Genomic DNA, 13,426 nt, shown 5'->3' with positions numbered 1-13,426 from the left:
TTTCAAAAGTGGGTGCAGGCTGGGATCCCATGGTTGCAGCGCATTGAAAAAATTGCCCGCCCCCGTTGGAAGCAGCTTTGCACCACACGGCTCGGCCAAGTCTGGCTGGGCACCTGGATCGGCTTGATGGGGATTTCCATGATCATCCCCGTTCCAGGCACCAACACCCTGCCGGCAATGGGGGTTTTCGTCACCGCTTTTGGCCTCCTGGAAGAAGACGGGATCCTGTGCAGCTTGGGATCCCTGATCTGTGTAGCAGGAGGACTGCTGACCACTTCCATTTTGATCGGCCTGTGGTTGGGGGGAACAACCCTTTTGGATTGGCTGGGGAGATAGCCGTGCCGACACCGCTTATTCCGGCCTTGCACCGGTTATCGGGATGTCGGGGTCAGCGCCAGATCCTGAGTGAGGCGCAGCTCGATCACCTGATTGGGATCCAGCACCACCACCTGTGGTGCCGTTACATTGCCAATTACCGCTCCGGCCACCCCTGCCCCCAGCACTTCCTCTGTGGCAATGGCATTGTCTCCGGTTACCAAGCCGAGAATAGCGCCTGCTGCTGCACCGATGGCCGCATCCTGAATGATTTTGCCTGTGGTGGTGTAGCGGGGATCCTTGACATCGTGGATGATGTCTGACTGGGCAGCCAAGGGGAACAGTTGGTTGTTGACAATGATGCTTTCCGCCACAAAACGGGTGCCCCCTGGGGCTGGCTCAAAGCGGCCATCCACCCGCGAGCCAAAAGGCACCAGAATATCCCCCTGGGTGTTGCGAATCGGGTTGCGGACGATCAAAGACATGGGCCGGGTTTCGTTGGGGGCAATGAAGAGGCGCTCGTTGAAGGGGGTGGTGGTTTGCATCAGGGTGCCCGCCGCTAGGGTGGAAAGGCGCAGGTCAAAGCCTGGCTGGGAACCGGAGGGCAAGCCCCCTGGGTTTTGTGCCACCAAGGATCCCCGGTTAAGCATGGCCTGGTGGGTGAAGGCTGCTACCTCGGCACGGGTGGCGGGGCGGTTGGGTTCCAAGAGCATCGGGTCTGGATAATTGACAATCAACCCGGCGCGGTTGGCCGCCGCAATTTGTGCCAGGGCCCAATTGGGGATGGCTGCCGCATCTCGATAGCGGCTGAAGAGATCACTGGGCTGAGCGGCTGGGATCGCTCCCGTGTTGCCAATGGCGTTGGTCAAAACCACCAGCGCTTCGGTGCGGGTAACGGGCTGTTCAGGACGGAAGGTGCCATCAGGAAAGCCTGCGACTAAGTTGTTGGCCGCTGCCGTCGAGATGGCACTGGCTGCCCAGTGGGTGGGGGGCACATCCCGGAAGCCGATGAAAGTACCGGAGGTATTGCGGAGGCGGAAAGCGGTATTGACAATGGTGGCAAACTGAGCGCGGGTCACCGGCTCATTGGGGCGGAAGGTACCATCGGGGAAGCCGTTCAACACTCCTTGAGCGGAGAGGGTCTCAATGTAGGCTTGGGCCCAGTGACCAAAGGTGTCGCGGAAGGGAGCGGCCATGGCCACCTGGCAGTGGATGCCCAAGACAGCTCCCGATAGGAGTATGCCTGCTGCACGTGGAGTTAAAAGAGAGGGAAACATCGTTCGTTCACCGAGTTGTCGTAGCGCCCATCGCTGGGTCAATGGCTACTCTTATTCTGGCTATTTCCTCAGTGATGACAATGGCTAAAACCCTTGCTCTGTGGTAATTTGAGCGTTTCTAACCTAAGATTTGCAGCAAAACGCAACTGCAGAGAATTGATAAGGAAACCCCTAAATCTCTGTCGCGTCAGTGCTGCCTATCCATTACGCCCAAGTCTGGTCACTCTTGAGGGTAATGGGGGAGCAACAACTTATTATTGTTATTGATTATTGTTATTGGAATTGATTGGATTCACGGGATCCCAGCCAACTGGCGGGCCACCAGGGTGGGAAGTTGAGCCAACGGGATCCCTTCCAGGGCTTCTGCTGCAAAAGCGCAGGTGAGGAGTTGCCTGGCCTCAGCTTGGGGAATACCCCGGCTTTGCAGATAAAAGATCTCTTCCGCCTCCAGTTGGCTGACGGTGGCCCCATGGGCGCATTTGACGTTATCGGCAAAGATCTCCAGTTGCGGCTGGGTGTCGACCCGCGCTTTGGGGCCTAGGAGCAGGTTGCGGTTGGTCTGGGCGGCGTCCGTCAGTTGGGCCTCTCGGCTCACCAGAATCCGTCCGCTGAAGACCGCATGGGCCGTCTCGTCCACAATGCACTTGTGCAATTGGCGGCTGCTGCCGTGGGGGGCCTGATGCACCAGGCGGGAGTGGGTGTCGCTGTGCTGGGATCCCTTCAGCAGCGTTAGCCCCTGCAGTTGGGTGTGGGCCTGGGCTCCGGCTTGGGTGATCTCCAGGTTGTGGCGAGAAAACTGGGATCCCCACTGAATCGCCTGGAGGCGGTAGTGGCTGTCGCAGCTTTGGCGCACGGCGGTCTGGTTGATGTGGAAGGCTGGGGATCCCTGCCTTTGCAAAATCACATGGTGCAAGCGGGATCCCTCTGCCAGGGCGATCTCCGTAACCGCGTTGCCAAAGGGGATCCCGGATCCCAGGGATACATGATCTTCGATCAGCGTGAGGGAGCTGTGGGCTTGCAAAGACAGCAGGCAGCGGGGCTGGGCCAAAACGGCCTCTCCCTCAGGAGCCACCGTTATGAACAGCAGGTGCAGCGGTGACGGAACTTCCTGGCCGGGCTGTAGGCCAATCTGGATCCCATCTCCCAGATGAGCGGTGTTGAGGGCCGTAAACACATCCGTCTTGGCCAGGGTTTGCAGCAACTCCCCTGGGGCTTGGGCTAAAGGGATCACCTGCAAAGCGGTGGGCAGGCCGCTCAAATCAGAAAGCTGGGGGGCAAAGTAGCCGTTGACGAACACGGCGCGGCTATAGCTGGCTTCCGGCCAAAGCCAGGGCTCTAGGGTTGCCGCATCCAGAGCCGGATCCGCCGCGACAGCCAGGCGAAACTCGTGGGCCAGCAGCGGCGAGAGATCGCTGTATTTCCAATCTTCTTCCCGTGGGGTCGGGATCCCCAGTTCGGCCAATTGGGCGCGGGCCTGCTGCCTAAGGGTGGTGTAGGGATCCTGCCTTTCCGGGATTTGGCCGAGGATGTGCTCCAGGAATAGGCGGCTCTCTGGGGCAAAAGGTTTGGGCAAGGTGGCGCTCATCCCTCTTTCTCCTGCCGAGATGTCGCAGCTGCCGGTTCTTGACCCGACTGAGTTTTGATCCAGTCGTAGCCCCGTTCCTCCAGCTCCAGCGCCAAGGTCTTGTCCCCACTGATGACGATACGACCCCCCTCCATCACGTGCACGTAGTCGGGGGTAACATAGTCCAGCAAGCGTTGGTAGTGGGTGATCAAGAGCATGGCATTCTCAGAGCCGGCCAGTCGGTTGATGCCCTGGGCGACAATGCGCAGCGCGTCGATATCCAGGCCGGAATCCGTCTCGTCCAAAATGGCCAGCGTGGGCTCCAACACCGCCATTTGCAGGATCTCGTTGCGCTTTTTCTCGCCGCCGGAAAAGCCCTCGTTCACAGAGCGCTCCAAAAAAGCGGGATCCATTTTGACAATATCCAACTTTTCCCGTACCAGGTCGTCAAAATCCAGAGCATCCAGTTCCGGCTGATCCCGATATTTCTGTCGGGCGTTGTAGGCAGCCCGCAAGAAATCCAAGTTGCTCACCCCCGGAACCTCGATGGGGTATTGAAATGCCAAAAAGATCCCTGCCCAAGCCCGCTCCTCCGGTTCCATTTCCAGAAGATTCTTGCCCAGATAGAGGATCTCGCCTCCTGTCACCCGGTAGTCGGGGTGGCCAGCCAAGATCTTGGAAAAAGTGCTTTTTCCAGAACCATTGGGGCCCATGATGGCGTGGATTTCTCCGGCGCGAATTTCCAGGCTCAACCCCTTGAGAATGGGGGTGCCATCGATCTCGGCGCTGAGATCTCGAACGGATAAGATAACAGGGCTGTTTTCACGGATCATGGCTAGACTCTAGGGTTGACACCGAAGGGCAGGAGCTGAAAAGTTAAGGGATCCCTAAACCAGGTTTGGATTTTGGGCCTAAGGATCCCCTATAGCTCTATTGGGAGTGGCGATTGAGGATATCCCGGATCTCTGTCAGCAAAACCACTTCTGGTGGGGGCAATGTGGGAGGAGATTCTTCCTCCTTTCGCTGTAGGGTGTTGATCGCCTTCACCAGTAAGAAGATGGCAAAAGCGATAATCACAAAATCAAACACAGCTTGCAGAAAGCTACCGTAGTTAATCGTAACTGGGTCTTCAGGACTTCCACCGATTTTCCAGACCAAGTTCTGGAAGCTCACTCCACCAATCATCAAGCCTAAAACTGGAGTAAACAGATCTGCTACAAAAGAAGTCACAATCTTCCCAAAAGCACCTCCAATAACAACGCCAACAGCCAAATCTAAGGCATTGCCCCGGCTGATGAACTTTTTGAACTCCTCCAGAAATGCCCGCATAGGGAACTTCTCCTGCCTAGCCTTTATAGTTCAAAACCTCTCTGCCTTGGGAGTCACCCCTCTCCTGAAATCCCACTGATGTCAGTAGCCTCTCCCCAGCTGCTTAGCTTCACGTCGGGAACAATCCCCTAGCCGACGGATCCCTCTAACTTTAGGCTCAGCAATCGATCGGCTTCTACAGCAAACTCCATCGGCAGTTGGTTGAACACTTCTCGGCAGAAGCCGCTGATGATCATGGACACGGCATCTTCCATGCCGATCCCGCGCGACTGGAAATAGAACAATTGCTCCTCTCCAATCTTGGAGGTGGAAGCTTCGTGTTCCACTTTGGCGGTGTTGTTTTGCACCTCGATATAGGGGAAGGTGTTGGCGCTGCACTGATCCCCGATCAACATGGAATCGCACTGGGAAAAATTGCGGGCCCCTTCTGCTTTCGGCCCGATTTTGACCAGGCCGCGGTAGCTGTTTTTGGAGTGCCCCGCCGAGATGCCCTTGGAAATGATTTTGCTGCGGGTGTTGCGGCCCACGTGAATCATCTTGGTGCCGGTATCGGCCTGCTGGTAGTGGTTGGTGAGGGCAACCGAGTAAAATTCGCCCACCGAGTTTTCCCCCACCAGCACACAGCTGGGGTACTTCCAGGTGATGGCCGAGCCGGTCTCCACTTGCGTCCAGGAGATCTTGGAGTTTGCCCCCTGACACAGGCCGCGCTTGGTTACAAAGTTGTAAATGCCCCCTTTGCCGTTTTCATCGCCGGCATACCAGTTCTGCACCGTGGAGTATTTAATTTCGGCATTGTCTAGGGCGATCAGCTCCACCACCGCCGCATGCAGTTGGTTGGTATCGAACATGGGGGCAGTACACCCTTCCAAGTAGCTGACGTAGGATCCCTCGTCGGCAATGATCAGGGTGCGCTCAAACTGGCCCGATTCGCCGTTGTTGATGCGGAAATAGGTGGAAAGCTCCATGGGACAGCGCACCCCTTTGGGCACATAGACAAAGGATCCATCACTGAACACTGCCGAGTTCAGCGCCGCGTAGTAGTTATCAGCAATGGGAACCACACTGCCCAAGTACTTGCGCACCAGCTCCGGATACTCCCGCAGTGCCTCTGACATGGAGCAGAAAATCACGCCTTCCTTGGCCAGCTTTTCCCGGAAGGTGGTGGCTACCGAAACGCTGTCGAAGATGGCATCCACCGCCACATTGGCCAGCCGCTTTTGCTCTGACAAGGGGATCCCCAATTTCTCGAAGGTCTCCAACAGCACCGGATCCACTTCGTCCAGGCTCTTTTTCTTGGGCTGCACCTTGGGGGCCGAGTAGTAGACAATGTTTTGGTAGTCAATGGGCGGGTAGCTGACGTTGGGCCAGGTGGGCTCGCTCATCTTCAGCCACTGGCGGTAGGCCCGCAGCCGGAACTCTAGCATAAAGTCCGGCTCCCCTTTCTTGGCCCAGATCTGCCGAATCACCTCTTCGTTCAAGCCTTTGCCAATCGACTCAGAGGGGATGTCGGTTACAAAGCCGTACTTGTAGGGCTGGTTGACCAGGGCGCGGACACTTGTAGACATGGATGGCTCTCAGAGAGTGACAGGGTAGAAACGCGACTAAGACAGATGGCCAAATAAAACAACAGAGTTGTTGTTTAACTGATCCTCAGGTTACTTTAGCAATGATCCCGTTGTCAAAATAGCAGAGAGCTGTGCTGGCAGCGGCAGCCGATTAACCCAGTCTAACCAGGAGGGCGAGGGTGGACAGCACGCGCAAGATCACCGGGCAGGTCGCTCAACCCGCTTCGAGTAAGCAGGCCATCTTGGTCTACCTGCGCAAGGCGGGGCAGGCCAACGCCCAAACGCTGGCAGAGCACCTGCGCATTTCTCCCCAGGCCATCCGCCGCCACCTCAAGGATCTGGAGGCAGAGGGGTTGATCCAACATGTCGCTCAACCCAATGGTCTAGGGCGACCCCAGCATCTCTATCAGCTCAGCCCCTTGGGAGAAGAGCAGTTCCCCGCCAGCTACGACGAGTTTGCCCTTGGCCTGCTCAACACCCTGGCCGAAACCCTGGGATCCGAACAGATGGGATCCCTTCTCCACCACCAGTGGCAGCGCAAAGCCCGGGAATATCAGGCCCAACTGGGATCTGGATCCCTGCGGGAGCGGCTGGAGCGTTTGGTGCAGTTGCGCCAGGCGGAGGGTTACATGGCGGAGTACTACCCCTATCCTGCCGACCTGACTGTGCCGATGGCAGCAGAGGGATCCGAGTATTACGTCGAGCAGTATGTGTTGGTTGAGCACAATTGCGCCATTGCTCAGATTGCCCACACCTTTCCCAGCGTCTGCGGCCACGAACTGGAGATGTTTGCTGCCGCCTTGCCCGATTGCCGGGTAGAGCGCATCACCTGGCAGGTGCAGGGAGAACACCCCTGCGGCTACTGGATTGCCAAGCCAGCGGCTCGGTCGACTTAAGACTTCCTCAGGAAACCGGATCCCTGAGATGGCAAACAGGGTTTTTTCGGGTATAGTTATCTCGTACAGGTTTTAAGTTTGTTCTCCGCATGGTCTGGCGCGCTTCCTTTTTTGGCTACTTTAGCTTTCCCTGGCAACGACCAGGGCAGAAGGGTGGCGCGTAAACAAAGACCTACAGTTTACCCGAGTCAGTCCTGAAGCCCTGAGCCCAGCGCCAGGGCTTTTTTGATGGCTCGACGACCCCATCTACCCACTTGCACGCTGAGGACAGTTCCATGCCCCCTCAAACCGACAATTGCAATATCCAAGAGGTGACTCCCTTGATTGCCCCTGCTGCTGTCAAGGCCAAGCTGCCCCTTACGGAAACGGCAGCCCAGGTGGTGCTCTCCACTCGGCAAGCCATCCGCGACATCATCCACGGACGGGATCTCCATCGCTTGGTGGTGATCGTCGGCCCCTGTTCCATCCACGATCCCGCAGCGGCTCTGGAGTATGCCCATCGCCTCAAGCGGGTGGCCGACCAAACTCGGGAGCACCTGGTGATCGTTATGCGCACGTATTTTGAGAAACCCCGCACCACGGTGGGCTGGAAGGGCCTGATCAACGATCCCCACCTGGATGGCTCCTGCGACATTGCCACCGGCTTGCAACTGGCCCGTTCCATTCTCCTGCAGATCAACGAGCTGGGCCTGGCCTGTGCTACCGAGATGCTGGATCCGGTGACCCCTCAATACACGGCAGATCTGGTGAGCTGGGCGGCCATTGGCGCCAGAACCATCGAAAGCCAAACTCACCGGGAAATGGCCAGCGGCCTCTCCATGCCTGTGGGCTTCAAAAACGGCACCGATGGACGGCTGGAAATCGCTCTCAATGCCATCCTCTCCGCCAGCCATCCCCACAGTTTCTTGGGCATTGGCCAAGATGGCATGACGGCTCTGGTGAAAACCACCGGCAACCCGGATCGGCACATCGTGTTGCGGGGGGGAGGGGGCAAGACCAACTACGGCCCGGAAGATGTGGCGCGGGCGGCACTGCTGATGAAGGATCAAGGGATCCCTCGCTCGGTGATGGTGGACTGCTCCCATGACAACTCCCACAAAAATTACCGCAACCAGGGATCCGTCTGTCGAGCGGTGCTACAGCAGTACCAGGCGGGGCAGCGGGCTCTGATGGGGCTGATGCTGGAGAGCAACCTCTACCCGGGCAAGCAAACCTGGCAGGAAGGGGCGCCGCTCCAGTACGGGGTTTCCATCACCGATGGCTGCATCGGCTGGGAAGAGACGGAAGATCTGTTGCGGGAGATGGCGGCGACCGTAGAGGGAAGAGCGTTGGCCCTCAGCCATTGAGGGATGGGGATCCCGGAGCCAATTCCTTAGGGAATCAAAAAGGAAATGGGAACAGGGGGCAACCGGCTCCTAAGGTCGAGCCAAGGTTTCGTTGTTTCGTCAGGCCCTGTGGGATGGGGTCTCCAGGTCGAGCTTGGAGGATGTGATGGAGCTACAGATCCCCACCAGTGTCAGCAGCAACAGTCAGCAGCCCTATCCGGATCCCGATCGGATCCCTCGGCGACCCCCCGAGCAGTTGCGAGATCGGCTGATCGTCTCCGGCCTGCGCTACTACGGTTATACCGGTTTTGATGAGGCGGAACGGGCTTTGGGGCAATGGTTTGAGGTGGATTTCGAGTTGTGGGCGGATCTGCGCCCGGCTGCTCTCAGCGGCCAGTTGCGCGACACCCTCGACTACCGTTCTGCTGTGGCCGGGATTGCGGAATTGGTGAAAAGCAATCAGTTTGTGCTGATCGAGAGCTTGGCGGAGGCGATTGCCGAAATGGTGCTGCGGGAGACAGGGGCCAGCAAAGCTAAGATCCGATTGACCAAGTGTCATCCCCCGATCCCGGAGCTGACGGGGCGGGTTACTGTGGAGATTGTTCGTCCCTAGAACTTCTCTTAACCCTTTCCTACCGACCCTGTGCTTGCTCTAGAACTTGCTTCTCGTACCTCTGAGGACTGGATCGAACAGGCTACCCGGCACATCGATCTGGTCTTGCTAGACCACGCCAATTGTGAGAAAAAAGCAGCGGGCAACGCCCTCAGTCTGCTCTTTCGCTACCCGGCTAACGGGCGTTTGGTGGAAACCCTCTCGCCGCTGGCGCGGGAGGAGCTGCAGCATTTTGAGCGGGTGCATCGCCACCTGCAACGGCTGGGGATCCCCATCAAGCCCTTGTCGGCTGCGCCCTATGCCGGTCGTCTGAACCAACACCTGCGCCGCTCCGAGCCGGAGCATCTGTTGGATACCCTGCTGGTGGCAGCCATCATTGAGGCCCGCAGCCACGAACGCTTGGGCCTGTTGGGGATCCACGCGCCCGACCCAGAGCTGCGGCAGTTTTATCTCTGGCTGGCGGCTGCGGAGGAGCGCCATTGGCAGCTTTACTTGGATTTGGCGTTGGAGCAGTTTCCCGCCGATCAGGTGCAGGAGCGTCTCGATACTCTACTCCAGGTGGAGGCCGAGATCTTGTCTTCCCTTCACCCCGAACCCCGTGTTCACAGCTAGCCCCACTCCGTTTCCCCCCGCGGTGCAGCTCCCATGTTTCAAGCGACGCGGCAGTGGTTGGCCTTCTGGTATACAACGGTTACGGCAGTGTTGCTGCTGTTGTTTGCCGGCAGCTTCTATTGGTACGTGCAGTCAACCCTGATCGAGCGGGTGGACGATACTCTTGGCCATGTGGTGGAAATTGTCGAGCGGTCTTTGGTGGTGGATGAGAGCCTCTTGGATCCGCAGCAGGCCCGCCGCAGCTTGGAGGCCAGCTTTCGGGATGATCCCAGCACCCTAGAGGACGATCACATCGACTTGGAGTGGTTCGGCCCTCAGGGAACGCTCATCTGGTCCACGGTACCCGGCGGGATCCCTGCCCCCCTGTTGACCGAGGGATCCCTGCACACTGCCCGTATCGCCCCTGGGTATTGGCTGCGCCAGTTCACCGAGCCGATTGTGGCCGGTGGGAAGCTGCTGGGCTATCTGCGGGTCAGCCATCCTTGGTTTGAGGTGAGCAAGCCAACGCGACAGTTGATCCGGGATCTTTCCCTGTGGGTGGTGGCCGGCTTGACGAGTGTGGGAGCCATCGGCTGGATGCTCTCCGGTTTGGCCATGCAGCCCATCCGGCAGTCTTATCAGCAGCTCAAGCAATTTACCGCCGACGCCTCTCACGAGCTGCGCAGTCCCTTGGCCAGCATCCAAACCGCGGTACAGGTGGCTTTGGCAGATTCCCAATTGGATGCCGACACCCGGCAGCGCTGGCAGATGGTGGAGCGGCTGTGTTTGCGGCTGGGTCGCCTGGTGGATGACCTGCTGTTTCTGGCCCGCCACGACAGCGGTATGGTGCCTTTCCAACCCCGTTGCTGTGCGCTGGATGCTCTGCTGCTGCAGGTGGTGGAAGAGCTGCAGGGCCTGGCCAACCAAAAGCAGATCCGCTTGCAGCTGGAGATTGCTGCCCCTGAGAGCGGGACGGAACCTTCTCCCGCCCAGGTGGATCCCTTCGGTTTTTGGGGAGATGAAGATCAATTGGCCCGCCTGTTCACCAACTTGATCGAAAATGCCCTTCTCCACACTCCCCCCCAAGGAGAGGTGCAGGTGAGGCTGGAACAACGGCTGCGCTCCGGATCCCCAGAGCTGGTGGTACGGGTACAAGATACCGGGCCAGGGATCCCCCCCCAGGCTCTGCCCCATGTGTTCGATCGCTTTTATCGGGTAGATCCGGCTCGCAGCGGGGATCCCGGTCGCCTCTCGGGGTCAGGTTTGGGGCTGGCGATCGTCAAAAGCATTGCCCAACAGCATCAAGGTCAGGTGCAGGTGGAGAGTGAGCTGGGCCAGGGATCCAGCTTTGAAGTTATTTTGCCCCAGCGGCAGTTGGAAACCTGTACCCCAGAGAGGGTCTGAAAGTGCTCTGGAAAACAGACAGCCCTCGGTCAATATGCTAGCTTTAAGTCAAGATTGACTGAGTCTTTATTCAGAACTGTATTAAGAACCGTATTGGCCCAGTTGAACTGGATTTTTGGGTACTAGAGATCTTTCCTTTCCAGATTTAAGAACTTCTCTTTTTCCCGGATAAAACAGCAGAGATGGGATCGGATCCCAGGCTCTTGCCCTTCTCAGCCGGCTGCTGAGCTGTTGATTGGGTGATGAGTGAGTGCAGTCCGCCCGCGCAGCCCCACAATTTCCCATTGAATCCTGTGCCAGGAAAACGTTATGTATCGCTTCCAGGTTCGTGCCATCACCCAGCCGGGCGAGAGAATTGCCTTGGTGGGATCCAGCGCAAAATTGGGCTCCTGGGATCCCTGCCATTGCATTTGGCTGCAGACGGATCCGACTCGCTATCCGCTGTGGTGGGTAGAGTTGCCGTTGAGCCCGGCAGATGGCGCGCCCGGCCCGCTGTTACCCTACAGTGGATGTTTAAAAGAAACTCCTCGAGTGGAGTACCGATATCTGCGCGTGCAAGCCGGTGGGCAAGTGATTTGGGAATCCACCGCTGTCAATCGCTGGGTGCCCCTTGAACCAGAACCTTTGCCGGCAGTTTTGATTGTCGAGGATGGGGAGTTTGGCCGGATCCCTGCCTATCCTTACGGCTATTTTGCCGATCCCATTCCCGAGGTCGAACCGGAAAATCCGCAAGGGCTAAAAGTCGTCATTTTGGGCAGCTCCGTTGCCCTGGGGTGCAGCGCTTGGCTGTTGCGAGGTTGGGCTTGGCTGTTGCAGAAAGCTCTACAAGAGCGCTATGGCCATCAAGTGCGAAATCTCTCCCAATTGGGGGCCAATGTCAGCCGAACTCTGTTGCGGTTTGAGCAGGCGGTGATCCCTGAACGTCCTGATGTCGTTATTGTTGCTTTGTCTTTGGGAAATGAAGGCTTGGCATCGGCCTTGCCCCAGCATCGCCGCGCCCTGCAGAGACGGTTTGAAAACGGCCTGCGGCGGTTAATTCAGCGAATTCAAGACATTGGAGCCTTGCCGATCCTGGGGGGGGTTTATCCCCATGCAGACTACGGCCCAGAACAGCATCTTCTTTTGCAAGAAACTCAGCAAAGAATGCTCAGCTGGGGATGCCCTGTGTTCAATTGGCTGCCTCATTTGGAAGATGGACAGGGCCGCTGGAAACCAGACCTTGCTTTTGACCCAGCTCACCCCAATTCCAAGGGTCATCAGGTCATGTTTGAGGCCATCGATCTCTCTCTTCTGGATCCCAGCCAAGTTAGTTCAGCTCGTAGAAAGCTTGCTCAACCCGTTGGAGAACGGGTCGTTTTTGCAGATGAGCATGGTTTTTGGGTGACTGCAGAAACAGGCAAAAACCAATTTCGCATCGTGAATATAACTCCCTACCCTTACACCATCACGCCCACTTGGCAACCTTTGCAAGCCGCTTTCCAAAAAGCAGGTCTACAGCCGGGTCTGTATATTGGCAAAAGCGATGAAAGGCTAGGGGATGCTACCTTATATTCCCTTTCCGTACAAGAAGATGGTTCGGTGCAAACCATCCTCTCCGTTCCTGCAGATGCCGATCTGGTCTTCTCCCCAATAGCTCAGTTCTTTTCCTCGGAATCAGTAGAAACAATCTTCGAGGATGGATCGTTGATCCTTCTCAAGCTCAGTGGATCCTCAGAAGGCTCTTCTGATCCCATACCTCGCCTGTGCGTGATCAACCAGAGCAATCACGAGTACAACATCCACCCCATGTGGAAGGAAGTGCGGGCCGCTCTCAAAGCCATGCCGATGGGTGTTTACGAAGATCCGAGCCACCGGGAAGCTCTCTTCCGAACCCTGATGATCGGGGAAGGCGGCCTCGAAAGCCGGGTAAAGGCTGCTCCTGGATCGGTCATGCTGCTGGAATACACCTGTAAATTATCCGATATTCATCGTGTTGCCATTGTGCCGTTAGGGGATCGCTGCGCGGTGCGAATGCTGCTCTACAAGTTGGAATATGATGGGCCTGCCTTTCCTTTTGATTTGACACGCACCAGCAATTTGGCCGATGTGGCCGATATGATCCACAACGAGTTTCAGGGCATGTGGGATCCGCAATATTTACACTACAGCCCTGAAGATCGGCGAATTTACCACAGCAAGTGGACGGGCCTCTCTTTTGGCCATGAGGTGGAAGAGGGGGAAGATCCACTTCAGAATATGGATCCCATCTATGAGCGAATGCGAACTCGCTACACTGCTCGCGCCAAGCGTTTTATGTATGTTTTGGAAAAAGCCGATAAAGTCTTGTTTGTGCGCACAGGGGGTTGCCGGCGAGAGGCCGTTGTTGACTTAATGGATAAGCTGGCGGCTAAGCGCAGGGGCAAGCCTTTTCTGCTGCTGATTGTTTCTCCTCAGTCTTCTGATGAGTTTGCCGGGATCCCCAATGTTATCCATTATGAGATGGAGTTAAATCCCGACCGCATGTGTGCAGATCCTGAGCATTGGAAGTACTGCACAGGGGTAATGAGA

The 13,426-nt window shown here is 57.2% G+C and carries 12 protein-coding genes; 7 read left to right on the top strand and 5 right to left on the bottom strand.

Translation table 11 applies throughout. From position 1 onward, the window contains the following. A partial coding sequence (locus NW815_RS08160) for an exopolysaccharide biosynthesis protein (RefSeq protein ID WP_414415891.1) occupies nt 1-336 on the top strand: 336 nt, incomplete at its 5' end. A 35-nt stretch (nt 337-371) separates the two neighbouring features. Here the strand turns inward: NW815_RS08160 and NW815_RS08155 are convergent. The 5 genes from NW815_RS08155 to sufB form a co-directional block, all read right to left on the bottom strand. Beyond that, nucleotides 372-1,535 (bottom strand): S-layer homology domain-containing protein, encoded by a 1,164-nt coding sequence (locus NW815_RS08155; RefSeq protein ID WP_414388634.1) that lies wholly within the window; start codon nt 1,533-1,535, stop codon nt 372-374. 349 nt (nt 1,536-1,884) lie between these two features. Further along, a complete protein-coding gene (sufD, locus tag NW815_RS08150; protein ID WP_414415890.1) occupies nt 1,885-3,177 on the bottom strand; it encodes a Fe-S cluster assembly protein SufD in 1,293 nt (430 codons plus the stop codon). Then, on the bottom strand, nt 3,174-3,989 hold the full coding sequence (gene sufC, locus NW815_RS08145) for a Fe-S cluster assembly ATPase SufC (protein ID WP_414415889.1): 816 nt from the start codon (nt 3,987-3,989) through the stop codon (nt 3,174-3,176). The genes sufD and sufC overlap by 4 nt, the downstream gene beginning before the upstream one ends. A gap of 97 nt (nt 3,990-4,086) precedes the next feature. Beyond that, on the bottom strand, nt 4,087-4,485 hold the full coding sequence (gene mscL / locus NW815_RS08140) for a large-conductance mechanosensitive channel protein MscL (RefSeq protein ID WP_011431004.1): 399 nt from the start codon (nt 4,483-4,485) through the stop codon (nt 4,087-4,089). A 128-nt stretch (nt 4,486-4,613) separates the two neighbouring features. Next, nucleotides 4,614-6,050: a Fe-S cluster assembly protein SufB gene (gene sufB, locus NW815_RS08135; RefSeq protein ID WP_414357846.1), complete on the bottom strand. Its 1,437-nt coding sequence runs from the start codon at nt 6,048-6,050 to the stop codon at nt 4,614-4,616. 179 nt (nt 6,051-6,229) lie between these two features. On the opposite strand from sufB, the gene sufR reads away from it, so the two are divergent. The 6 genes from sufR to NW815_RS08105 all read left to right on the top strand — a co-directional run. Next, nucleotides 6,230-6,946 carry an iron-sulfur cluster biosynthesis transcriptional regulator SufR gene (sufR, locus tag NW815_RS08130; RefSeq protein WP_414388448.1) on the top strand — a complete coding sequence of 239 codons (717 nt, stop codon included), beginning with the start codon at nt 6,230-6,232 and terminating at the stop codon, nt 6,944-6,946. A 275-nt stretch (nt 6,947-7,221) separates the two neighbouring features. Next, entirely contained in the window at nt 7,222-8,292 is a 1,071-nt protein-coding gene (locus tag NW815_RS08125) for a 3-deoxy-7-phosphoheptulonate synthase (RefSeq protein WP_414388446.1), read from the top strand. 145 nt (nt 8,293-8,437) lie between these two features. Further along, a complete protein-coding gene (gene folB / locus NW815_RS08120; protein ID WP_414388443.1) occupies nt 8,438-8,884 on the top strand; it encodes a dihydroneopterin aldolase in 447 nt (148 codons plus the stop codon). Between the two features lie 30 nt (nt 8,885-8,914). Beyond that, the gene (locus NW815_RS08115; protein ID WP_414349667.1) at nt 8,915-9,496 is read left to right on the top strand and encodes a tRNA-(ms[2]io[6]A)-hydroxylase; all 582 of its coding nucleotides are present in this window, start codon (nt 8,915-8,917) and stop codon (nt 9,494-9,496) included. A gap of 33 nt (nt 9,497-9,529) precedes the next feature. After that, nucleotides 9,530-10,879, top strand: coding sequence for a sensor histidine kinase (locus NW815_RS08110; protein ID WP_414388441.1), 1,350 nt, complete (start codon nt 9,530-9,532; stop codon nt 10,877-10,879). A gap of 309 nt (nt 10,880-11,188) precedes the next feature. Continuing rightward, nucleotides 11,189-13,426: DUF1796 family putative cysteine peptidase (locus tag NW815_RS08105; RefSeq protein ID WP_414415888.1), on the top strand; the 2,238-nt coding region annotated here is incomplete at its 3' end.

The sequence above is a fragment of the Synechococcus sp. R6-7 genome (assembly GCF_047461695.1).
GTDB lineage: Bacteria > Cyanobacteriota > Cyanobacteriia > Thermostichales > Thermostichaceae > Thermostichus.
Note: the sequence above shows the minus strand (reverse complement) of the source record. Positions and strands in the feature narration are given on the sequence as shown.